This window comes from Psychromonas sp. Urea-02u-13 (assembly GCF_002835995.1).
In the GTDB taxonomy this organism is placed as follows: Bacteria; Pseudomonadota; Gammaproteobacteria; order Enterobacterales; family Psychromonadaceae; genus Psychromonas.
Genome location: NZ_PJBZ01000050.1, coordinates 30,316 through 55,609, shown reverse-complemented (window position 1 = coordinate 55,609; position 25,294 = coordinate 30,316). Strand labels below are relative to the sequence as shown.

Here is a 25,294-nt window from a genome sequence, read left to right as displayed (position 1 = left end):
GTACGCTAACCTTGAACCTTGTCAACACCTTAATTATATTAAGATTTTCGACTCAAACTATCACTTATAAATAAGGCAGCTTGTTGGTTCGGACTTGGTAAGTAACTTTCGTTAGTTGCCTTGTCTGTGGGGTCGCATTATAGGGATTGAGCGAGCATTGGCAAGCGTTATTTAAGTAAAAACACGATCTTTTCGACATTAGTTTTTATACCTATTTTAAACACAAGTTATCCACAGATTTTACTTTGTTACACACACTTTTCTATCGTATAGTGCTTTTTTCCCTATCAAATAAGGTTTGTTATGTTTCCTGTATTACGTGCTTATAAAGGTATCTCACCTAAAATTGCTGATAATGTTTATATCGATCCATTTTCTACTGTTATTGGCGATGTTGAGTTAGCTGAAGATGTCAGTATCTGGCCAATGTGTGTCTTACGTGGTGATGTAAATAACATAAAGGTAGGAAAACGCACCAATATTCAGGATGGTTCTGTATTACATGTCGCCCGTAAAGGTGAAGCAAGTGTTGATGGTTATTCTTTACATATAGGTGAAGACGTTACTGTTGGTCATAAAGCAATGTTACATGCCTGCGAAATTGGTTCACGTGTATTAATAGGTATGGGTGCAATCATATTAGATAATGCAAAAATTAATGATGACATCATTATTGCGGCCGGTGCGTTAGTACCCCCGAACAAAACTCTTGAATCTGGCTTCTTATATGTTGGTTCGCCTGTAAAACAAGCACGCCCATTAACAGAGAAAGAGTTCGCCTTCTTAAAACGCTCTGCAAAACATTACGTCAATTTAAAGAATGACTATTTATTAGCGGATACAAACAAAACCTCTTAAAACAAAAAAGGCGTGTTTCCATTAATAGAAACACGCCTTTTAGAGACTGTAATAAAAACTGTGTAACTGCTTATTAGTTATATTAACTTTTGCCCATGTCTTTCTGGAGCAACATACTTGTTTTGAAGTTCAACTCTAGTGCCTTTTCGTCACTTGCATGTTCACTAACAAATATTGCACAATCTTTTAGTACTTTTTCAGGCATTGTTGCCTTACTTTCAGGACTAAAACCAAGCTTCATAAAGAACTCTGGCATGCGTGTTAATACAAATAAACGCTTAATCGCTAATTTTTCTGCACGTTTAACTAATAACTCAACTAATGCGCTACCTTGACCACGACCTTCAAAGCCAGGCTCTACACCTAATGAGCGTATTTCAGCTAAACCGGTGTCATAGATATGTACAGAAGCACAACCTGTGACTTTGCCATCTAATTCAGTGACTGCAAATTCAGCAACTGACTGTGCTAAGTCCGCCTTGTCTCTTGGCAGATTTTCGCCTTTATCTGCCCAATGGTTCACCATTGATTCGATACGATCAACATCTGTCAAACGAGCAGCTCTTATCACAATTCCTGATGTATTACGTGCCGCAAGACGTTGTTCAGCTTCTGTTAATGCGAACTCTACTTGCGTTGGTGATACGCCACCTTGTGCTTGACGTGCAGCCAATGTAGCTTCTAACGTTAGTGTTGGATATACATCATCTTCAATAACGTCTGAGAATTCTTTGAATTCTGCAACACTTAGATCTTCAAGCGGTACACCTTTCTCAATCGCGAAAACAACAGCAACACCTACAATATGGTGCGCTTCACGGAATGGAATGCCTTTTGCTACTAAGTAATCAGCTAATTCAGTGGCATTTGAGTAACCACCTTGAGCAGCTTCTTTAGTACGTTCTTCATTTACCTTAAGATCAGTTAATGCCATTGATGCCATCTCAAGACAATCGCCCCAAGTATCAAGCGCATCAAAAAGCCCTTCTTTATCTTCTTGCATATCTTTGTTGTAAGCCAGAGGTAATGCTTTTAATGTCATTAACATTGCCGCTAATGAACCAAAGACACGACCTGATTTACCACGGATAAGCTCCATAGCATCTGGGTTTTTCTTTTGTGGCATCAATGATGAGCCAGAAGTTACTTGATCTGACATTTCGATAAAGCCAGCTTCACCACTATTATAGAAGATAAGATCTTCAGCCATACGTGATAAATGTACCATTGAAAGTGTCGCACAACTCATTAACTCTACTACGTGGTCACGGTCAGATACTGAATCTAAACTGTTACGTGTTGCACGTTTAAAACCTAAAGAATGCGCTAAAGCAGTTCTATCCATTGGGTAACCCGTACCAGCAAGTGCCCCACTGCCTAACGGACAAGTATCTAAACGTTCTAGACAATCTTCCAAACGACTATGGTCTCGCTCTAACATTTCAAGGTAGGCTAAACACCAGTGTGAAAATGTTACTGGTTGAGCACGTTGTAAATGCGTGTATCCAGGTAAAACAACCGATTGGTGAATTCTTGCTAGCTCAATCAGTTTTGCTTCAAGGCGATCTAAATGTACCACTAGCTCTTGTGCTGTTTTTTTACACCAAAGTTTTAGGTCAGTTGCGACTTGGTCATTACGGCTTCGGCCTGTATGTAATTTTTTACCAAGATCACCAACACGTTGGATTAATTGAATTTCAACCCATGAGTGAATATCTTCAGCGTCTGACAGTAATACTTGTTTTGGATTTGCTTGAACAGAAGTCAATAACTCGTTTAATGCACCTTCTAAACGAACTTGTTCATCAGCGGTTAAAATCTTTACACTTTGCAGTGCTTTTGACCATGCAATTGAACCAATGATGTCTTGCTCAGCAAGACGGTAGTCAAACCGTAATGAGTCATTGAATAATTTAAATTTTACGTCTGCCGCTTGGCTGAAACGTCCGCCCCATAATGCCATCTATAACTCCATTACTTTCTATGATTGATCAAAAAACTATTCTTATTGATTCTCAATATTACTGAAAACCTATAAAAATAGAAATTCCTACGATATATAAAATGAAGTAGGAATTATCTATTTGTTAACAAACGTATTTATTTGTTTTTATTCAAGGTACGAATACGGCTTGATAAAGAATAAAGACGGATGAAACCTTCAGCATGCTTTTGGTCATATACATTATCATCACCAAATGTTGCAAACTCTTCAGAGTACAAGCTGTTTGGAGATTGTTTCTTCACTGCAACCGCTTGGCCTTTGTAAAGACGTACAACTACTTCACCATTTGCATCGCTTGCTAATGATTCAGAAGCAGCCAATAAAGAAGCACATAATGGAGTGAACCAACGGCCGTCATATACTAAGTGAGCAAATTCTTGGCCCACTTGATCACGCCAGCGACGAGAAGGTTTGTCATGTACTAATTCATCAATACCACGTAGTGCCGTTACCATTACAGTACCACCTGGTGTTTCGTAACAACCACGAGACTTCATACCTACGGTACGGTTTTCAGTGATATCAACACGACCAACACCATGTTTAGCGGCTTTTTCATTTAAAAGCATTAATGCCTCGTATGGAGATAGCTCAACACCGTCTACTGCAGTAACACGACCAGCTTCAACTTTAAGTGTTACGTATTCAGGGTCGTTTGGTGCATCTAATGGATCAACGGTTAAAGTCCAAACGCCTTTACTTGGCTCATTGTTTGGATCTTCAAGCTCACCACCTTCATGCGAGATGTGCCATGCGTTGGCATCACGGCTGTAGATTTTAGTTGCAGAAGCAGCAGATTCGATATTACGCTCAGCAAGGTAATCCAATAAATCTTCACGAGAAACCATGTCCCACTCACGCCAAGGCGCAATAACACGTAATTCAGGCGCAAGAGCTGCAAAACAACTTTCGAAACGGATTTGGTCATTACCTTTACCAGTACAACCGTGACATACCGCGTCGGCACCGACTTTAAGTGCAACTTCAACTTGTGCTTTTGCAATAATTGGGCGAGCCATTGACGTACCTAATAAATAAGTACCTTCATATACTGCGCCAGAAGCGATTGTTGGGTAGATGTAATCTGCAACAAACTCTTCTTTTAGATCAACAATGTGACATTCAGAAGCACCTGATGCGATCGCTTTTTCATGTAAACCAACTAACTCTTCAGCGCCTTGACCAACATCGGCACAAAAAGCAATGATTTCACAATCATCATAAGTCTCTTTTAACCATGGAATGATTGCCGATGTATCTAAGCCACCAGAATAAGCGAGAACAACTTTTTTTACTTTACTCATTGATTATCTTCCTTTGATCAACATGGTTTAATTAATTAACGTCAACATGATTGCGTTTTGTATGTGCATTCTATTTTCTGCTTGATCAAAAATCAATGAAGCAGGACCATCCATTACTTCCGACGTAATATCTAAACCTCGGTGAGCGGGTTGGCAATGTAAAATATGCTTGATACCCGTGCTATCTAATAGCGCTTGGTTAATTTGGTAGGGCATAAACTTCGCTTTAATTTGCTCAAGAGGCGTGTCGTCACCCATTGAAAGCCAAGTATCACCATAAACAACGTCATAACCTTTAATATCTTCCACTGTATTGGTAACGGTGATTGTTCCACCCGTTTTAGCGGCAATATCTTGTGCTTGTTTAATAATTTGTGCGTCAGGACTATGACCAATTGGGCAAACAGCCGTCACGGTTGCGCCTAAAATGGCGCCAGCAATAAACAGAGAATGAGTTACGTTATTACCATCTCCGATATATGCCAATTTCACTTTAGAGACGTCATCGTAGTTTTGTGCAATCGTTAAGAAGTCCGCCATACCTTGGCATGGATGATACAAATCACACAATGAATTAATCACAGGTACGCTTGAATATTGTTGCATCTCAACCAATGTTTTATGGTCATATACGCGCGCAACAATACAATCAGCCCAACGAGAAATATTAGCGGCAAAATCTTTTACATCTTCACGACTACCCATCGCACCATTTGCTTGATCTAAATAAACGGCGTGACCACCTAATTTATTAATACCAATATCAAAAGAGACACGCGTACGCAGTGATTGTTTCTCGAATAATGTAACAACACTTTTTCCAGCTAATGCTTGTGCATATTTAGTAGGGTTTGCTTTTAAATCTTTACCTAGTGCAATCAAGTCTAATGCTTGTTGCTGAGTCATTTCAAAACCAGTTAATAAATCTTCCATTTTTAGTTACCTATTTTGTCACTATTCACCCATTAAGACTTGGGGGTGCTTTATATAAAAAGACGGTAAATGCTCAGGGCAACGACCTGGGTAGTTATCCCTATTTAATTACTTTGGTACCCACCGCTTGACCCGCAAGCAATGACACTAAATTTTCCGGATTTTTCCAACTTGCGAGCATAACATGACCCAATTGATCAGCAGCTTGCAGTGCTGCTTTTACTTTCACCGCCATGCCATCTTGGATAACATTTTCGGCGATTAGTGTATCAGCTAATTGTGTATTTAACTCGGGAATTACTTGTTTCTGTGCGTCCCATACTCCATCCACATCCGACAAGAAAACTAACTCTGCATTTAACAATTCACAAATAGTAATAGCAGCTTGATCCGCGTTGACATTATATAAGCGCGCATCTTCGCCAATAGCGATAGATGAGATAACAGGTAAAAAGCCACCCGCTAATAAATGATTTATAAGCTTAGGATCATTGGCAGAACAAATACCGACTGCGCCTAAATCAGGATCCATTTGCGTGACTTTACAACTAAAGCCATCGGCTAATGATAAACCAACAGCAGAAAGGCCCGCTTGTAATGCTTTCGCCATTAATAACTTATTAGATGTCCCTGCTAACGCACCCGCCACATAACCAATTTGATCAAATGGGGTGATACGTAAGCCATCTTTCTTTTCGCTTTTAATGTTCATTTTACTTAAAACATCTTCAACAATAACACCGCCACCGTGTACTAATAATAACGGGCGTTTTTCTTTTTCTAAATACGTTGTTAATGCAGAAAATAGATTAGTCAGCGCTTGTTCATTTTCAAGCACTGCACCACCTAATTTAATTAATAAAGGTTGTTTCATTACATAAAGCTCTTTTATAAAAGTGATGCGGTGATTTCAAAACCAAAACGAAGGTTAATACATTGTATTGCCTGAGAAGAAGCACCTTTAAGCAGGTTATCAATGGCACTAAATACCACTAAGTCTTCACCATCAACAGCCCAACCTAAATCACAATAAGGGGTGCCAACAACATTTTTAAGTGCAGGCAAGGTACCCTCCATTAAACGCACGATAGGTTTGTCTGCATATGCATCTTGGTATGCTTGATCAACTTGCGCAGCTGTCACACCCGCTTTTAAAACAACATTAATACTTGCCAAAATACCACGTTTAAAACTACCTAGATGCGGCGTAAACACAACAGGTAAGCCTAAATGCTGATCGATTTCAGGCTTATGACGATGATTAAACACAGCGTAAGGTTGTAGGCTTACTTCGCAGAAGCTACTTGCAACATTCGCTTTACGTCCCGCGCCACTAACACCGCTGGTTGCATTAATCGTTGGTTTGTAATTTTCTTTAATTAAACCCGCTTCAGCCAATGGTTTTAATGCCGTTAATGAAGCAGTTGTATAACAACCTGGTACAGCAATTAAGTCAGTACCTTTAACCGCTTCAGCATTCCATTCCGCTAAACCGTAAACCGCTTTATCTAATAACTCAGGGAATTGATGGGTAAAGCCATAAAACTTGTCATAAAAGCCCGCTGATTGAACACGAAAAGCACCCGACAAATCAAAAACAACCGTGTCTTCAGCTAAAAATAGAGGCGCTAAATTATGACTGACTTCATGTGCAGTCGCTAAGATAACAATATCAATACCTTCGCAGGCATTTTTAATACCGCTATTACCAAGAGGCAGTAAAGGTAAATCAACAACACCCACTAAGTTGCCGTATAAAGCAGATAATTTTTTACCTTTATCTAAACTACCTTCAGAAACATACAAACCTGCTAATTCAATCTCTGGGTGGCGTGTCAGAAAATGGGCTAATTCTGCACCAGTGTAACCACTTGCACCGACAACGATTGCTTTCAACATAGAAAATCCTGTTTAAAAAATAGTTAAAATTAAGAAGGCTGTATTATAGGAAAAAGTAATAAAGAAGGAAATGCCTTAGAAGCAAACATTGTAATTAAATATGATTATTTATGCAATAAACATGAATAAATATTTAACCGGTGAGTTTGAAGTAGGCAATAGAAGACTCAGGTTATTCGCCTCCCATTGTTAATTAATCAGTCTATTATTCTTTAATTTCTAACACTTGTGCCAAGCAAGCTTGAAACATTGCGACTAAATTAGGAGCTAAATATTCACCTGATTTTTTACCGCCTATGCTTTATTATCAGATGACTCAAAGGCGAGTTTATCAATACATCTTCAGTTGCAATAACACATGTACTCAACGGAACATTTCCTCCTGCTGTTTCTTAAGATAAGCACGATAGACAAGACCCCGAACATCTTCATCACCCCTTCAATACCCATTACCGAGCCTGTAATGAAAAAACGGGACACAAGATCGCAAAAATAACATAAAAATTTTATATTGGAACTAACTCATTGGTTACAAGGAAGCATGATAGACACTAATTTTGATGCCTTAATCTGGAATTACTCAACGGCCCCTGAATTTTGCACGGGGGGCTTTAGCTAGCAACATCTCAATTTAGACTTACACTTAATAAAGATAAAATTTAAACTAAGGTATTTTCATGCTAATTAAACATAAACTAATAATTAACACCGTAACGGCAATGCTGAGTATGTTGGCAATGTTACTATTGGTTGTTTTTTCATCCTCTTCTCTACAAAAAGACATTACCCTGGCCCAGGATATTGGCAAAGTAGAGGCTAATATTTTACAGCTACGACGTAATGAAAAAGACTTTTTGGCCCGCAAGCAATTAAAGTATTTAGATACCTTTAATAAGAGAATCAAAACCCTAGAGGGAAACATTAAACATCTCTCTTTATATTTATCAGAAATAGGCGTAGATCAAAATGAAGCTGTCAAATTAGAGAATATTCTTACCAAATATCAAGATATTTTTAAAAAAATTGTAAGCAAACAACAAGAAATAGGCCTGACACCGAAAGCAGGCCTTTACGGTGTCTTAAGAAAATCAGTTCATAGTGTAGAAAGCGCATTAGGTGAGGATGACTACCATGCTGTCAGCGTAATGTTACGTTTACGCCGTAATGAAAAAGACTTCATGTTGCGCCTTGATGAGAAATACGTAAAAAAATTCCAAGCTAACTATGATAAATTTTCTATTGTGGTTGAAAACAGCGATTTAAAAGAAAGCCAAAAAAGTGAAATTAATAAGGCGGTCAAAAGCTATCAAACAGCTTTTTTAAATCTGGTTAAAAAACAAAAAGAACTCGGCTTAAATTCTAAAAGTGGCTTACAAAAAGAGATGCGTTCAACGATTCATCAAGTAGATGAAAGCTTAGCTAGTCTAGTTGCTAAAACTACAAAATCAGTACAAGAATACATTACCTCAATTAACCAACTCACCTATATCGTGTTTGCATTATCCCTTTTAATTGCTAGCTGTATTGCGTGGTTTATTGGCAGAAGTATTACAACTAGTATCTCGCACATTAAAAATTCAATGGTAGAAGTCGCAGATACAAACAATCTCACCATTTTAGTAAAATCAAAAAGCAAAGATGAGCTTTCTGAAATGGCAGAAGCGTTTAATCATATGATAAGAAACTTCCAACACCTCATTGTTTCCGTTAAACAATCGGTTGATAGTGTTGATAAAGCGACAAGTTCATTAACAAAAAACATTCATCAAGCAAACAGTGGTGTCGAGTCACAAATGCAGGAAACAGATATGGTCGCCACAGCGGTAACTGAAATGGTAGCCACCATAGAAGAGATAGCAAACAATACGACGGATGCAGCAGACAAAGCAGAACAAACCAACAAGAATGCAGACAAAGGTAAAATGGGTGTGGATGCAACTATTGCACAAATATCCGTATTATCCGATAAGTTGACTGAATCAGAGTCTGTTGTAAATCAACTAGCAGAAGATAGTATTACTATTGGTAGTGTATTAGACGTTATTCGTGGCATTGCAGAGCAAACCAACTTACTTGCCTTAAATGCGGCAATTGAGGCGGCGAGAGCTGGTGAGCAAGGTCGAGGGTTTGCTGTAGTTGCCGATGAAGTACGTACATTAGCGAGCCGTACTCAAGAATCAACGAAAGAGATAGAAAGCATTATCAGTACACTGCAAAGCCGTACCACTAATATTGTAACACTCATGGCTGAATGTCGCGATGAAGGACAAGAAAGTAGTAACCAAGCGGCCCAAGCGGGAGATTTATTAGAGCAAATAAACAATGATGTTCTCAGTATCATGGATATGAACTCTGCAATTGCAACGGCCATTCAAGAGCAAAGTACGGTTGCTTCAGAAGTAAATCGTCACGTTGTATCTATCCGAGATGTAGCAGAACTTACTAGCGAGTCATCGGTACAAAATAATCAAATGAGCCAAGAACTTGCTCAGCAAGCAACTGTATTAAAAGGGGAAATAAGTCGTTTTAAAGTGTGATCATTACACTTACTGTACATGAATATCATTGCTGAATAATAATGATATTCATGTACGCATTAAAACTTATAAATAGAGTTTCTCTCCCATAGTACCTACCTTCCTTCTGCCCATTAGATAACTACATTTACTAAAATATATATAATCAATCATCATTCAGGGAACGTTATCACAAAATAAAGTTATTAAATGCGGTTTGATGGCTGACAGCTAAATAGCGACATAAGCTATAAGTAGCAACCGGTTATAATACAAAAAGGATTTGGGTAATTACTATGCTAATAAAACATAAACTAATCGCCAACACAGTGATATCTATCGCAAGTATGTTGGCAATGTTACTACTATTAAACTTCTCTTCTTCATCATTAAAAAAAGACATCTCGCTTGCTCAAGATATTGGCGCAATAGAATCAGGCATTTTACAGCTCCGACATTATGAAAAAAACTTCATCTCCCAGAAAAAAATATCCGATGTAGAAGACTTTCATACACAAGACACTAAATTAGAGAATCAGCTTAGCGCGGTCCAAAAAATATTAATTAGCATGGATATGCCTACCAGTGAAGTAGCAACACTGACCTCCGCACTTGAAGAATATCGACAGCAGTTTAATACCTTAGTTGAATCACAAAAACGCATCGGTTTAACGACTAAAGACGGCCTATACGGCACGTTAACAAAAACGGTAAAACAAGTAGAGCGTTCTATCGGTAAATCTGACTTTGAAATGCTTAGTTTAACGTTGCAATTACGTCGTTATGAAAAAGATTTCTTGATGGATTTTGATCGTAAGCACATTAGAAAATTTGAACGAGTTTACAAAAAATTAGTGAGTGGCGTAGAAGGTAGTAGCCTCTCTATTGGTAAAAAAACAGCAGTTAACTTCTCACTTCCTAAATACAAAAAAGCATTTTTGGATCTAGCAAAAGAACAAAAAATATTTGGTTACAATGCACAAAGTGGTTTACGTAAAGCACTCTTCGATAGCTCAGCAATGGTTATTCAACAGCAAAATGCAATGGTTATCAAAGTAGACCAATCAATTGACAGTTACATTAAATCACTGAGTAATATGACTTACTTACTTTTTGCTATCGCTTTAATAATCTCAATTATGATTGCATCAATCGTAAGCCGTAGCATCATGAGTGGCATTTTATTTATTAAAAGTTCAATTGTGAAGATTGCAAAAACCAATGACCTTACCATTATTGTTTCTACTAAAAACAATGATGAACTAGCTGAAATGGCAAGTGCATTTAACGGCATGATTAAAAATTTCCACGCCCTTATTATATCAACACAAGAATCGGCAAATAACGTAAACCATGCGGCCAGCACACTAACATCTAACATTCATCAAGCAAATGAAGGTGTTCAAGCGCAAATGCAAGAAACAGATATGCTGGCAACCGCCGTTACTGAAATGGTGGCAACTATCGAAGAGATTGCCAGTAATACCACCGATGCGGCGGATAAAGCCGAACAAACGAACCAGAATGCAGCCATTGGTAAACAGGGTGTAGATGCAACCATTCAACAGATTAATATATTGTCAGAGAAGCTTGTCGAGTCTGAAGAGGTTGTTTTCGAACTCTCTAAAGACAGTGAAACGATTGGTAGTGTATTAGATGTTATCCGCGGCATTGCAGAACAGACCAACCTACTTGCTCTTAATGCGGCCATTGAAGCAGCACGTGCGGGAGAGCAAGGACGTGGATTTGCAGTCGTCGCAGATGAAGTACGTACTCTCGCAAGTCGTACACAAAAGTCGACTAAAGAGATTGAGAACATCATTAGCTCGCTACAAAGTCGCACTAAAAATATCGTATCGTTAATGACAGAGTGTCGCGAGGAAGGCCGAGAAAGTGCAGCACAAGCAAATAAAGCCGGTGAAATGCTTGAACAGATAAATCACGATATTGTTAGTATTATGGATATGAATACAACCATTGCGACGGCAATCCAAGAGCAAAGTGTGGTCGCATCTGAAGTTAATCGTCATGTTGTCTCTATTCGAGATGTTGCAGAAAATTCAGGGAAAACATCTCAGCAAAACGATGAAATGAGCACAGAACTTGAGACGCAAGCAAACAAATTAATTAGTGAAGTGAGTAAATTTACCGTTTAATTTCATCTATATTAGATTCAAAAAAAAAGCCTTAAATTTTTACTTAAGGCTTTTTTTTGGGTAAATTAAAATATCTCCATTTTTCAGTTCAATTCAAGTCCTGTATTTATGACTTGAATTCAAGAAGGGTTATCTATGGCATTGCCAACATTTATTAATTTGTATAAAGATCTTATTGCACTTCCCTCTATTAGCTCAACCGATACATCATGGGATCAAAGCAATGTATCCGTTATCAATCAGTTAGCAACATGGTTAGAAGAACTTGGTTTTAACAATGAAATAACTGAAGTGCCAAACGTACCCGGAAAATACAATTTGGTTTCCACTTATGGCAGTGGAGATGGTGGCTTATTACTAGCAGGACATACCGATACCGTTCCTTATGATGAAGCAGGCTGGAAAACAGACCCCTTCAAAGTGGTAGAAAAAGATAATCGTTTATATGGTTTGGGTACCATTGATATGAAAGGTTTTTTTGCTTTTGTTATCGAAGTATTAAAAAGTACAGACCTGACTAAACTCAATAAACCGTTGCGTATTTTAGCGACTGCCGATGAAGAAACGACCATGTCGGGCGCACAAGCCATCGCGTTACAAAAATCCATTAAACCAGACTACGCCATTATTGGTGAACCAACAGGCATGGTACCGGTTGTGATGCACAAAGGTCATATGTCAGAAGGTATTCGTATTACAGGCCACAGTGGCCATAGCTCGGATCCAGATAAAGGACTCAATGCAATTGAGATTATGCACTTGGTTATTGGAGAGCTCAAAAAAGTACAACAAACCTTTAAAGATAAATACCATAACGAACATTTTGCAGTGCCTTACCCAACATTAAATTTTGGTGCCATTAATGGTGGTGATAGCCCGAATCGCATTTGTGGATGTTGTGACTTACATATTGATATGCGCCCTATTCCAGGTATTAGCACTAATGAGTTGTTTATTACTGTTAAAGACTCTTTAGCAGAAATTGAAAAGCGTTATCCAAATAGCGTCGATATATATCATTTGCATGAGCCAATTCCTTCTTATCAATGCCCGCAACATTCAGATTTAATCACGCAAGCAGAAATATATACAGGTAACCAAGCGCAAAGTGCGAATTACTGTACTGAAGCGCCTTTTATAGAACAGTTAGGTTGCGATACCATCGTTTTAGGCCCGGGTCATATTACCCAAGCACATCAACCAAATGAATACTTAGATCTTTCATTTGTAAAACCAACCCAAGAAGTAATTAACAAATTGATCCAGCGCTATTGTGTAATTTAATTACACAAAGAAGCGCTTAATTTATAAGCAAAATTATCAAGCATGATTGACTGTTACCGCTTTTGTGGTAATTTACTCCCCTTGTTACAGACTTAAGTGTAATTTAATTACAGATTAGAGAGGTTTTTATGACAGAGCAATATGCAAATTTACGTGGTAACGTAAATTTATTAGGGCAATTATTAGGTAAAAGTATTAGCGATAATTTAGGATCAGAGTTCCTTGATAAGATCGAATCTATTCGCCAACTTTCTAAAGCTTCTCGTGCTGGTAATCAGGAAGATGGAGCAACCTTAGTTGCTGAACTAGCTAATCTTTCCGATGATGAATTAGTCCCTGTTGCCCGTGCTTTCACGCATTTCTTAAACCTTGCTAATATTGCTGAGCAATTCCATGGAATTTCTCGCCATTGCGACAGTGGTGTTTGTGCGCCTGATCCAATGAGTCAGCTAATTGCAAAATTGAAAAATTCAGATATCTCTGAAGAAAAAATGCAAAAAGCGATAAATGAATTATCAATGGATATGGTACTGACTGCCCATCCTACTGAAATCACTCGACGCACATTGATTCATAAACACACTGCAATTAATGAATGCTTAAGCCTGTTAGAAATTTCTGATATCTCTGATAAAGAGCGTGATCAATTACTGGATCGTCTTGAACAGCTAATTACACAAGCTTGGCATACCAATGACATTCGTAAAAATCGCCCAACACCTGTTGATGAAGCTAAATGGGGATTTGCGGTTATTGAAAACAGCCTCTGGGAAGCCGTGCCACTTTATGTACGTGAACTAGATGCAAAATTACAAGATGGCTTAGGCCTAGCACTGCCTACTGATGCTTCACCGATCAAATTTACTTCATGGATGGGAGGAGACCGAGATGGTAACCCTTTTGTTACCGCTAAAGTAACCCAAGAAGTACTATTAACAAGTCGCTGGATGGCAGTTAGTTTATATCTTCAAGATATTAAACAACTGACTGAAGAATTATCAATGGGTAACTGCGACGGGCAATTACGCGCCGTTGTGGGTGATGTAGGTGAACCTTACCGCGTTATTCTACGTAAACTGCGTGTAGAGCTAAAAGAAACATTAACGTCATTGAGTGCCACATTACAGAATCAAAAAAGTGATGCACAAGACCTAATCACTTCTACTGAGCAATTAAAAGCACCGCTTGAGCTTTGTTACCAATCACTTAAAGCCTGTGGCATGCACTCAATTGCAAATGGTTTAATATTAGATATTTTACGTCGTGTTGCTTGTTTTGGCGTTAATCTAGTGAAGCTAGATATCCGTCAAGATGGTGAACGCCACGGTGACACACTGTCAGAATTAACACGTTATTTAGGCATTGGCGATTACAACGCATGGAATGAAGCTGATAAACAAGCTTTCCTATTACAAGAACTGAATAGCAAACGCCCACTTATCCCCGCTTCTTGGAAGCCATCAGCAGAAGTACAAGAAGTATTAGATACCTGTAAAGTGGTAGCAGAAACTGATGAGCAAGCATTAGGTATTTACATCATCTCAATGGCACGCCAAGCCTCTGATGTATTATCGGTACAGTTGTTATTAAAAGAAGCCGGTTGCCCATTCCGTATTCCTGTTGCGCCATTATTTGAAACCTTAGATGATTTAAATAACGCCAAAGAAGTAATGGAACGTTTGTTTGCTGTAGATTGGTACCGTGGTTATATCAACGGTATTCAACACGTTATGATTGGTTATTCTGATTCAGCAAAAGATGCTGGCGTGATAGCTGCTAACTGGGGCCAATATCAAGCACAAGAAGCTTTAGTTAAAATCAGTGAAGAGAACGATATTCAATTAGTATTGTTCCATGGTCGTGGCGGCACAATTGGTCGTGGTGGTGCTCCAGCACATCAAGCTTTGCTTTCACAACCTCCTGGTTCATTAAAAGGTGGTTTACGTGTAACCGAACAAGGCGAGATGATCCGCTTTAAATTTGGATTACCAAAAGTTGCACTACAAAGTTTAAACCTTTATACAGCAGCGATTTTAGAAGCGAACTTACTTCCACCACCGGCACCGAAACAAGAGTGGCGTGACTTAATGGATCAGTTTGCTGAGCAATCTTGTCAAGAATACCGTCACTTCATTCGTGAAGAACCTGACTTTGTTCCTTATTTCCGCAGCGTAACACCTGAATTGGAACTAGGAAAATTAGCATTAGGTAGTCGTCCAGCAAAACGTAAGCCAAATGGTGGCGTAGAAAGTTTACGTGCGATTCCATGGATCTTTGCTTGGAGCCAAAACCGCTTAATGCTACCTGCATGGTTAGGCGCAGGCACATCATTAAAAACATTATTAGATGAAGGTAAAAAAGAGCTTTTACAAGAGATGTACTGTAACTGGCCTTTCTTTCATACTCGTTTAGAAATGTTTGAAATGGTATTCTTAAAAGCAGATGAAGAATTAACTAAGTTCTATGAAGAGCGTCTTGTTCCTAAAGAACTATGGCCTCTTGGTCAACGCTTACGTGATAACTTAACACTCACACGTGAAATGGTATTAGAAACAATTCCAGATCATAATTTAATGCAAGAGCAACCTTGGATTAAAGAGTCAATTTCACTGCGTAACCCTTATGTTGATCCATTAAACATGTTGCAAGCAGAACTACTTTCACGCTCACGTAAAAATGGCGAAGAAATCTGTCCTGTTATCGACCAAGCACTAATGGTCACTATTGCAGGTATTGCTGCAGGTTTACGTAATACAGGCTAAACGCCCTTTTCCTCAGCAACTGAGTTGCTGAGGAAAAATTCTATTGATGATAACTCACCTTATTATTTACATCTAAGCCTTAAAACCCCACCAAACTCACGAATAACAAAATAATTTTCACACTAACATTTACACTTAATTTATCATTGATTTATAATTAAAAATACATCCTCTCCTTAGTTTGGAACCTCGTGTGTTAGTTCGTCTTTTCTGTTTTTTAACTCTACTGCTTTCACTGCCTAGCATCGCCAGTCAGCATATAAACAACAATGACAGTGTTTTTGTTTATTATAAACAGTGGGCTATTTACGGGCCTAATTACCATATTCGAGATATCCCTTTTCAACAAACCACGCACATCGTTTACCAAAGTGCAGATATTGATGAAAACTTTAATGTTGTTATTAGTGATGAATATGCGGATATTAGTCATAACTATCCGGATAACGATCCTAAAAAGGGTCTATTTCAAGGCAGTTTAGGTGAGTTATATAAAGCCAAGAAAAAATATCCACACTTACAAACTATCATCTCGATTGGTGGCTGGGGCCGTTCTAATTATTATTCAGACATTGCATCCTCTGAAAGCTCACGAAATCACTTTGCACTTTCAGCACTCGACTTTATTCGCACTTATCATCTAGATGGTATTGAAATTGATTGGCCTGCACCGATTAAAAATGCCAGTCGCCCAGATGACCCAGAAAACCTTAATCTGTTAATTGCAGAGCTACGAGAAGTGCTTGATATTGCAAGTATCAAAGACAAGCGACAATACACATTAATGATCCCCCCTTCTGCTAAGCCTAGCTTTAAAACGCTCTGGGACATGACTAAAGTACAGCAATATCTAGACTATTTTAGCGTGCCAACAAACTACATTCATGGCTACTGGGAAAAAAATAGTAACCACTTATCCCCCTTAACGGTGAGTGTAAAAGACAAACAAAATTTACTAGAAAATGAAATGGAAATAGGCAGTTTTGATGGCCTGCTAGCGCTCTATAAACAACAAAAAATCGCACCAGAAAAAATAATCTTAAATATCTCTGCATTTGCAATGGGCTGGAATGGAGTAGAAAAAACCAATAATGGCTTATTCCAGAAAGCTAAAAAAATATCTTGGGGAAGCTGGGACTCTGCGAATAGCGGACGGACAGGTGTTTATACACAGGATTATCTGCAAGGGTTTATGGCCTCTTCTGGTTATCAAAAATTTTGGGATGATAACGCTAAAATGCATTGGTTATACAATGGCGAAAAATTTGATGGGCACTTTATTAGCTTTGAAGATGAAGACTCTATCGCGCATAAAATAGAATATATCAAAAACAACCACTATAACGGCATTGCACTGCGCCAAATACATAACGACATCAAAGGAACAGATTCACTATTAAGCAAAATTTACGCAGAGCATTTTCCTATCAGCTCAACGCATTTTATAATGCGCATAAAGTAAAGTATTAATCACCTTATTCTTTATTTTCATCGTTAGCGCCCTACTTATCTATTCACGTTATAAACAACGCAATGAAGAACAGGAAGATGCAGACAATAAAGCACAATTTATTAAAGTTCGCTCACAGCTCCAACATATTGAAACGCCCTTGCAAGGTATACAATCACTTCAAAACAGATAGAAAAAAAACAGTTAGCACTGATTACAGCGACCGAAGATAAGTTAGAGGAAGTTAAGCGTAAAAGTGATCTGTTAAATCAATTGGTGCAACAGCTATTACATGAAACAACATTAGCAGATAGTTCAACACTGCCTAAACCCGAAGCTTTAGCGCCACTAACTATCTTTCAAAATGCCATTAAAATCGTCTTTCCTGAGTTAAAAGAAAAAAGCATTACTATCAGTTTAGATACTTCACAAACCTTAAAAAATGTCCAAGTGGATCAAAGTTATCTGCAACAGCTGTTTATATTACTGCTTTCTTATCTTGCTCAGCGTAATCCTAGGCATACAATATTACATATCAAAACCATACAACAAGGTGATTTGAGTGGTTTTGAAATTAAGGAAGAAAAGCACGAACAAAGCGAAACGGTGCATCAAAAACAAACCCTACTAGCCATAAAACGTTGCGCTAAAATACTCGCTTCAACGATCTCTTATCAAACGACGAATCATCACGGTATCTTTTTTATTGGCCTGCCGATCACCAATGAAAAAATTAAACACCATAATGCGTTACTGATAAACGTTGAAGAAAATAACCAAGCAGAAGCCAAACCTATCAAAGCGCATTCCACACAGAGTGAAGCAGATCGTTCCGTACAAAAAAATGAACATAATCGTTTAATTAATTTACAAAGCTTTAGTTTACAAGCAGAGAAACTGACTGATATTAAACAGCTCATTGAAGCGGCCTTCGAATTATTCGTTAATGATAACAAAGCAGGCAATATCACTGTTTATGAAGGGCAGAATGTATTACATCAACATACTTCTGACCATGAAAACGATATGTCTGAAGTACTTGAACTGTCTCCTTCTTCACTCGCGCAATACCGATTTGAATTACGTACAACAGAGCCTCTACTCGAAGAAGACATTGCTTACTTTCAAAGTTTAGTGGCACAGATTCAGATGATGCGTAAACAAATAAGTGAGCTCGCGAAAGAACCTCAGTTGTTATCAGAGCTATATGAGATTGCATCACAAAAAGACCATATTAAATACATTCAAGCAGACAAAGGTTATAGCGGTATTGTGTGTGATAACAAAGACACAACTTATCTTTCTTTACGCCTTAAAAATATTAAACTTTATTTTAAAGACGAAAGTCTCTTGCAGATTCACCGCTCTTATTTAGTCAATCCACGTAAAGTATTACGTGTGGTGCAGCTGAGTAAAATAAAATACGTGATACAGCTAGAGAATGAACGCCTGCCTATTGCGCGTACTTATGTACCTCTCATCAAAGAGAATTTCCCACACTGGTTTGAATGAACCATTATTATGATTTAGGGGGCGTGCGTTCACTCAATTCAATCCATAATGCCACTGATGACATTAGCATTGCCATCGGCCAAGCACTTGATTGTATGTACACAAAAGGCAAAATAGGGATAAGGATGGTACTAATCACAATAGTCAGATGAATATAAATACGCTGATTAACTTGAAACATAAGCTCTCCTTTCATCTGTTATCCAGCAAACTTCTGATTTTTGCATCTTGGTGAGTAACAGATATATAATATGACTTAGATCACAAAATTAAGCTTAGTAATATTTCACCCATATCTATAGAGTATTTTAGACTTAAAAAATACTTTCTTATTACAGAGAATTTTTAATGCACAAAAATGAAACGGCCACATTAGATACACTAGGATTACGTTGCCCAGAGCCAGTGATGATGATTCGTAAAACAGTGAGAAAAATGCAACAGGGTGAATTACTTGAAGTGATTGCAGACGATCCTGCCACTACGCGTGATATCCCCAGCTTTTGCCGTTTTATGGATCACACCTTAGTAGAGATTAATATCGAGCAGCTACCCTACCGCTATGTTATTAAAAAAGGCGCATAAAAAAATCCACCGAAGCGGATCTTAAAGCTGATGGCTGACAGCTAAAAACTGACAGCTTCCTTTTCGTCTAGCTATTTTTTGTAGCCGTTAGGATTATTAGACTGCCAACGCCAAGTATCTTGCATCATTTCAGCTAGGCCACGTTCTGCTTGCCAGTTTAATTCTATTAACGCTTTTTCAGGCGCTGCATAACAAGCCGCTATATCACCTTCTCGACGAGGAGAAAGGTTGTAAGCGATACTTTTTTCACTCGCAACTTCAAAAGCTTTAACCATCTCTAATACCGAATAACCATTACCCGTGCCTAGGTTATAGATGTTCACTCCGGTCGTTGGAGTAATTTTCTCCAATGCTTTTAAATGCCCAATCGCGAGATCAACCACATGAATGTAATCTCGTACACCGGTGCCGTCATTGGTATCGTAATCATCACCAAAAACCGCTAACGCTTTTAATTTCCCTACCGCAACTTGTGCAATATAAGGTAATAAATTGTTAGGGATACCATTTGGATCTTCACCAATCAAACCAGAAATATGTGCGCCTACCGGATTAAAGTAACGCAAAATAGCAAATGACCAGCGATCATCTGATTTGGCAACATCCTGCAATACCATTTCAACCATTAGCTTTGAAGTGCCATAAGGATTTGTTGTGCCACCTACCGGAAAATCTTCACGAATAGGAAGACTTGCAGGATCACCATAAACGGTTGCTGAAGAGCTGAATACTAAATTAAACACACCGGCATCAGCCATAGCATCTAATAAGGTTAATGTACCTTGCACATTATTTTGGTAATACATAACAGGTTTAGCAACCGATTCACCCACTGCTTTTAATCCTGCAAAATGGATAACCGATTCAATATCATGTTTAGCAAACACAGAGTCTAAAAAGGCTTTATCTAAAATATCCCCTTCATAAAAAACACAGCTTTTAGCCGTAATTTTCTCAACACGCGCTAGTGACTCCTTTGAAGAGTTACACAGATTATCGACGATAATGATCTCTTGATCCGTTGCCAATAATTCCAATACGGTATGTGAGCCAATATAACCTGCGCCACCTGTCACTAAAATAGCCATAATATTTCCATTTGATAAATTATTGCTGAATTGTATCACGGGATAATATAATTTCTATTGCATAAAGAATAAAAGTATTGATAATAGCAACGATAATGAACGTTCATTCATTTTTGAGGAAGCATGGGAAAACGTAGTAAAATACTTGAGGCCGCAGAGAAGCTATTAGCTGAACGTGGTTTTTACGGTCTATCAATGAAAGTGTTAGCTAAAACAGCTGGCATTGCAGCGGGCACGATCTATCGTTATTTTGACAGTAAAGAGATGTTAATGTTGGAGTTACACCAACATATTCGTCTTGAAGCCTCACAAACTATCTTTTCTGGCTGGTCTGAATTACAAGATCCGAAAGAGAAATACGATCTACTTTGGCGCAATGCATTTAATGCAGTATTAAAAAACCCTCAGCGTCTTGCCGTTATTGAAATGCTCTGTTTTATTCCAAACGGTGACCAAGAAACAATAACGCTTTTTGAAGATCAAACTTTTTTACCCTTGCTAGATTTTTATCAAAAAGGTATAAACGAAAAGCATTTTCATGATTTACCTATTCCAGCATTACTTGCACTTAGTTTTGATAGTGCGATTAATTTAGCAAAAAAAGTTTTAAAGCAGCGCTTGCAACTGGATGAGCAGGTTCTGACAACAGTTCGAGATGCCTCATGGCAAATCATTCAACATCCCCACAAAATTCAACAACATATTAATTATTAAGGTAATAAAATGAAAAAATGGATAGCTTCGGCTCTCGTACTTGCAGTACTTGTTTTTGGTAGTGTCATCGGTTTTAACATGTTTAAAGCGTCAAAAATTCAAGAATTTTTAGCCAGCAGACCGATTCCTGAGTTCCCTGTTACTAGCCATACAATTAAAACAGAAGAGTGGACACCCCATTTACGCGCTATTGGTTTTATTGAACCTATCCAAGGTGTCACTGTTGCCAATGAAGTTGCTGGTAAAATTGTAAAAATTGACTTTGTTTCTGGTCAAACGTTGAAAACAGGTGATGCAATTGTTTACCTAGATTCTGAAGTTGAAAAAGCAAACTTAAAAGCCTCTAAAGGCCGTTTACCTGCAGTCCAACGTAACTATAAACGTATGCTTTCATTATTTAAAAAAGGCTCAGTTTCACAGGGTAAAGTAGATGAAGCAGAAGCAGACTTATTAACCCTACAGGGTCAAATAGAAAGTTATGAAGCAACGATTAGTCGCCGTATAATCCGCGCGCCTTTTGATGGCATTACAGGACTGCGTAACGTATTCATGGGTGAATATCTAAAAGACGGTACTGATATCGTACGTTTAGAAGATATCAGTCGTATGCAAATGCGTTTTACTGTTCCACAGAATGACCTGAATAAAATTAGCATTGGCCAAGCAATGAACATCTTTGTTGATGCAGAATCAAGCATAACCTTTACAGGTACTATTTCTGCCATTGAACCTGCTGTGAACTTCCAAAGTGGTGTCATTCAAGTACAAGCTGACATTCCTAATGAAGACCTTAAATTACGTTCTGGTATGTTTGCTAAAGCGAATATTATTTTACCAACACTAACAGAACAAATTGCAGTGCCTGAAACATCAATTAACTACACGTTATACGGTGAAACGGTTTACCTTATTTCAGAGCAAACCTCGAAAGATGGTAAAACCTTCAAACAGGTAGATCAGAAAATAGTTAAATTAGGCAAAAGTATCGATGGTGATATCCATGTTTTATCAGGCCTTGAAGTAGGAGACGTTATTGTTACTAGTGGCCAAGTACGTTTAAGTAATGGCTCTCACGTAACAATCACTGAATCAGACATTCTTAACAAACCAGCTGAAATTCCAGCGCTGTAGGGCTCATTATGAAATTTACAGATACATTTATAAAACGCCCAATCTTAGCGATCTCGCTAAGCCTGCTAATCGTATTATTAGGTCTGCAGGCACTTGGGAAAATGCAGGTACGTGAATACCCGAACATGACCAATACAGTGATCACTGTAAGCACGAGTTACTACGGTGCAAATGCGGATTTGATCCAAGGTTTTATCACCCAACCGATAGAACAAGCCATTGCACAAGCCGATAATATCGACTTTATGACTTCGCAAAGCTTTATGGGTAGATCAAGTATCGTTGTCTACATGAAACTTAATACCGATCCTAATGGCGCGGTTGCCGATATTCTTGCTAAAGTAAATAGTGTTCGTTCACAGTTACCAAGTGAAGCAGAAGATCCAACGATTGATTTAAGTACCGGTTCTAGTACCTCTGTTATTTACATCTCATTTGCGAGTGAAGAGTTAAATGCCAGCCAAATAACTGACTACCTTGAGCGTGTAATTAAACCTCAACTATTCAGTATCAATGGTGTAGCAAAGGTTAACCTTTATGGTGGTACCTCATTTGCAATGCGTGTTTGGCTTGATCCTGAGCGTATGGCAGGCTTTGATTTAACCACTAAAGATGTGGTGCAAATTCTACAAGCTAATAATATTCAATCAGCAACAGGCCAATCAAACAGTTATTACACATTGTTTAATGGTAATACTAAAACACAAGTTTCAACGGCTGCTGAGTTAGAAAACCTGATCGTTGCTACTCGTGAAGACGGTAAAACGATCCGTTTACAAGATATAGCTAAAGTTTCATTAGAAAAAAGCCATGATATTTACCGCGCAATGGCTAATGGTAATGATGCTGTTGTTGTTGCAATCGATGCAGCTCCTACTGCTAACCCGCTAGACATTACTGCGGGCGTACGTGAAATGTTGCCTGATTTACAAAAGAACAACCCAAGCTCAATCAAGATGGAAGTGCTTTATGACTCCACTATCGCGATTGAAGAATCAATTTCAGAGGTTATCAAAACTATCGCTGAAGCGGGTTTAATTGTATTGATCGTAATGATCCTATTTTTAGGTTCATGGCGTGCGGTTATTATTCCTATTATCACTATTCCACTTTCTTTAGTGGGTGTATTAGTGGTTATGCAGATGTTTGGTTTTACTATCAATCTAATGACTCTACTGGCAATGGTATTAGCCATCGGCTTAGTGGTAGATGATGCAATCGTAGTCGTAGAAAATGTAGATCGACATATTAAAGCAGGTGAAGAACCATTCCGAGCGGCGATTATTGGTACACGTGAAATTGCCGTTCCGGTTATTTCAATGACCATTACACTCGCAGCCGTTTACGCACCTATTGCATTAATGGGCGGTATTACAGGCTCGCTATTTACTGAGTTTGCATTAACACTGGCTGGTGCGGTATTTGTATCTGGTTTAGTGGCATTAACATTGTCTCCGATGATGTGTAGCGTCATGCTTAAAAGTAATCACCAACCTAACCGCTTTGAACGCACTGTAGATAATGCGCTAACAGGCCTGACTAATAGTTATTCAAGATTACTTGATAAGCTAATGACACGTCGTCCTGCGGTTATTTTATTCGCCCTACTGGTATTTGCTTCGTTACCGTTCCTGTTTAAATTTATTCCATCTGAGCTTGCTCCGTCGGAAGATAAAGGCGCGTTAATGATGATGTCTAAAGCGCCTTCAAACGCGAATTTAGATTACATCGAAAACAGCATGAAAGTGGTAACAGCTAAAATTACAGAGCAAGATTCAGTGCAAAGTAGTTTAGCAATGTCGGGTATTCCTAATGCAAACCAAGCATTTGGTATTGCTATCATGAAACCATGGAGCCAACGCGATATTGACCCTAAACAGTTAGCAACTAACTTAAAAGGAGACTTTAATAGCATTGCAGAGGTAGCAACAACCGCTTTCCAAATGCCAGAGTTACCAGGTTCATCGGGTGGTTTACCGGTGCAATTTGTTATCACGACTTCTAATCCATTTGAGAGCCTAGTAGAAATTGCTAGTGATGTTTTAGCAGCCACACAAGCGAATCCAAACTTTGTTTATTCTGAGTTAGATTTAGCCTTTGATTCTGCAACTATGAATATCAGTATTGACCGTGATAAAGCCGGCGCTTATGGCGTTACCATGCAAGATATTGGTATCACATTAGGTACATTACTGAGTGATGGTTACCTAAACCGCATCGACCTTGACGGCCGTAGTTATGAAGTGATTGCGCAAGTTGAACGTAAATATCGTTTATCGCCTGGCATGCTTGGTGAGTTCTTTGTTAAAGCTAAAAATGGCGACATGTTACCACTGAGTGAGTTAATCAATATTGACGTTGTTGCTGAGCCACGCTCACTGCCACACTTTAACCAACTAAATAGTGCTACGATCGGCGCAGTATTAGCCCCTGGTTTTGCGATGGGTGATGCGATTATTTTCTTTGAAGAGCTGTCGACAACTAAGCTACCACAAGGCTATCGTCATGATTACCTGGGTGAAGCTCGTCAATTTGTGACTGAAGGTAGTGCGTTATACATGACCTTCCTATTAGCGGTATTGATTATCTTCTTGGTACTTGCAAGTCAGTTTGAGAGTATTCGCGACCCATTAGTTATTCTAATGACCGTGCCACTGGCAATAAGTGGTGCATTAGTCGCCCTTGCATGGGGTGCTGCCACAATGAATATCTATACACAGGTTGGTTTGATAACCCTAGTTGGTTTGATCACTAAGCATGGTATCTTGATTGCAGAAGTGGCAAAAGAAGAGCAATTACACAGTGGTTTAGATCGCACTGAAGCGGTTAAAAAAGCTGCAACAATTCGTTTACGTCCTATCTTAATGACAACGGCGGCTATGGTAGCTGGCTTGACGCCATTATTATTTGCAACGGGTGCGGGTGCGGTAAGTCGCTTTGGTATTGGTATTGTAATCGTAGCAGGTTTGTCTATTGGTACGCTGTTTACGTTATTTATCTTGCCAGTAATATACTCATTCATTGCTAGTAATCATCAGAAAACGAAAGACTTTGATGAAACACAGGCACTTAAAGTGAATGATATAAGCGAATAATA

General features: G+C 38.5%; 18 protein-coding genes. 11 read left to right on the top strand and 7 right to left on the bottom strand.

Annotated elements, in window-relative coordinates; all coding sequences use genetic code 11:
- Window positions 1–303: 303 nt before the first annotated feature.
- On the top strand, window positions 304–858 hold the full coding sequence (locus CXF74_RS07885; RefSeq protein ID WP_101081875.1) for a gamma carbonic anhydrase family protein: 555 nt from the start codon (window positions 304–306) through the stop codon (window positions 856–858).
- An 82-nt stretch (window positions 859–940) separates the two neighbouring features.
- On the opposite strand, the gene argH is transcribed toward CXF74_RS07885, so the two are convergent.
- From argH to argC, 5 genes are all read right to left on the bottom strand, one after another.
- Entirely contained in the window at window positions 941–2,821 is a 1,881-nt protein-coding gene (gene argH / locus CXF74_RS07880) for an argininosuccinate lyase (RefSeq protein ID WP_101081874.1), read from the bottom strand.
- Between the two features lie 137 nt (window positions 2,822–2,958).
- Window positions 2,959–4,167: an argininosuccinate synthase gene (locus tag CXF74_RS07875; RefSeq protein WP_101081873.1), complete on the bottom strand. Its 1,209-nt coding sequence runs from the start codon at window positions 4,165–4,167 to the stop codon at window positions 2,959–2,961.
- A 27-nt stretch (window positions 4,168–4,194) separates the two neighbouring features.
- A complete protein-coding gene (locus tag CXF74_RS07870) occupies window positions 4,195–5,100 on the bottom strand; it encodes an ornithine carbamoyltransferase (RefSeq protein ID WP_101081872.1) in 906 nt (301 codons plus the stop codon).
- A 100-nt stretch (window positions 5,101–5,200) separates the two neighbouring features.
- Window positions 5,201–5,974: an acetylglutamate kinase gene (gene argB / locus CXF74_RS07865; RefSeq protein ID WP_101081871.1), complete on the bottom strand. Its 774-nt coding sequence runs from the start codon at window positions 5,972–5,974 to the stop codon at window positions 5,201–5,203.
- Between the two features lie 14 nt (window positions 5,975–5,988).
- Window positions 5,989–6,999 (bottom strand): N-acetyl-gamma-glutamyl-phosphate reductase, encoded by a 1,011-nt coding sequence (gene argC / locus CXF74_RS07860; protein ID WP_101081870.1) that lies wholly within the window; start codon window positions 6,997–6,999, stop codon window positions 5,989–5,991.
- A gap of 677 nt (window positions 7,000–7,676) precedes the next feature.
- Between argC and CXF74_RS07855 the strand changes: the two genes are divergently transcribed.
- The 6 genes from CXF74_RS07855 to CXF74_RS07830 all read left to right on the top strand — a co-directional run bounded on the left by CXF74_RS07855 (window position 7,677) and on the right by CXF74_RS07830 (window position 18,679).
- A complete protein-coding gene (locus CXF74_RS07855; RefSeq protein WP_101081869.1) occupies window positions 7,677–9,536 on the top strand; it encodes a methyl-accepting chemotaxis protein in 1,860 nt (619 codons plus the stop codon).
- 275 nt (window positions 9,537–9,811) lie between these two features.
- Window positions 9,812–11,671, top strand: a complete 1,860-nt coding sequence (locus CXF74_RS07850) for a methyl-accepting chemotaxis protein (RefSeq protein ID WP_101081868.1) — start codon at window positions 9,812–9,814, stop codon at window positions 11,669–11,671.
- Between the two features lie 135 nt (window positions 11,672–11,806).
- On the top strand, window positions 11,807–12,955 hold the full coding sequence (gene argE, locus CXF74_RS07845; RefSeq protein WP_101081867.1) for an acetylornithine deacetylase: 1,149 nt from the start codon (window positions 11,807–11,809) through the stop codon (window positions 12,953–12,955).
- 128 nt (window positions 12,956–13,083) lie between these two features.
- Window positions 13,084–15,717, top strand: coding sequence for a phosphoenolpyruvate carboxylase (gene ppc, locus CXF74_RS07840; protein WP_101081866.1), 2,634 nt, complete (start codon window positions 13,084–13,086; stop codon window positions 15,715–15,717).
- A gap of 193 nt (window positions 15,718–15,910) precedes the next feature.
- The gene (locus CXF74_RS07835) at window positions 15,911–17,179 is read left to right on the top strand and encodes a glycoside hydrolase family 18 protein (protein ID WP_157822355.1); all 1,269 of its coding nucleotides are present in this window, start codon (window positions 15,911–15,913) and stop codon (window positions 17,177–17,179) included.
- Between the two features lie 264 nt (window positions 17,180–17,443).
- Window positions 17,444–18,679 (top strand): LytTR family DNA-binding domain-containing protein, encoded by a 1,236-nt coding sequence (locus CXF74_RS07830; RefSeq protein WP_101081864.1) that lies wholly within the window; start codon window positions 17,444–17,446, stop codon window positions 18,677–18,679.
- Between the two features lie 7 nt (window positions 18,680–18,686).
- On the opposite strand, the gene CXF74_RS21930 is transcribed toward CXF74_RS07830, so the two are convergent.
- Entirely contained in the window at window positions 18,687–18,860 is a 174-nt protein-coding gene (locus tag CXF74_RS21930) for a hypothetical protein (RefSeq protein ID WP_157822353.1), read from the bottom strand.
- A gap of 167 nt (window positions 18,861–19,027) precedes the next feature.
- On the opposite strand from CXF74_RS21930, the gene tusA reads away from it, so the two are divergent.
- Window positions 19,028–19,264 (top strand): sulfurtransferase TusA, encoded by a 237-nt coding sequence (gene tusA, locus CXF74_RS07825; RefSeq protein WP_101081863.1) that lies wholly within the window; start codon window positions 19,028–19,030, stop codon window positions 19,262–19,264.
- Between the two features lie 71 nt (window positions 19,265–19,335).
- Here the strand turns inward: tusA and galE are convergent, their stop codons facing one another.
- Window positions 19,336–20,352, bottom strand: coding sequence for a UDP-glucose 4-epimerase GalE (gene galE / locus CXF74_RS07820; protein WP_101081862.1), 1,017 nt, complete (start codon window positions 20,350–20,352; stop codon window positions 19,336–19,338).
- A gap of 123 nt (window positions 20,353–20,475) precedes the next feature.
- Here galE and CXF74_RS07815 point away from each other — a divergent pair, with 123 nt between their 5' ends.
- The 3 genes from CXF74_RS07815 to CXF74_RS07805 are packed head-to-tail and all read left to right on the top strand — an operon-like array spanning window position 20,476 to window position 25,292.
- Window positions 20,476–21,066: a TetR/AcrR family transcriptional regulator gene (locus CXF74_RS07815; protein WP_101081861.1), complete on the top strand. Its 591-nt coding sequence runs from the start codon at window positions 20,476–20,478 to the stop codon at window positions 21,064–21,066.
- 9 nt (window positions 21,067–21,075) lie between these two features.
- A complete protein-coding gene (locus tag CXF74_RS07810; RefSeq protein WP_101081860.1) occupies window positions 21,076–22,197 on the top strand; it encodes an efflux RND transporter periplasmic adaptor subunit in 1,122 nt (373 codons plus the stop codon).
- Between the two features lie 8 nt (window positions 22,198–22,205).
- A complete protein-coding gene (locus CXF74_RS07805; RefSeq protein ID WP_101081859.1) occupies window positions 22,206–25,292 on the top strand; it encodes a multidrug efflux RND transporter permease subunit in 3,087 nt (1,028 codons plus the stop codon).
- Window positions 25,293–25,294 lie beyond the last annotated feature (2 nt).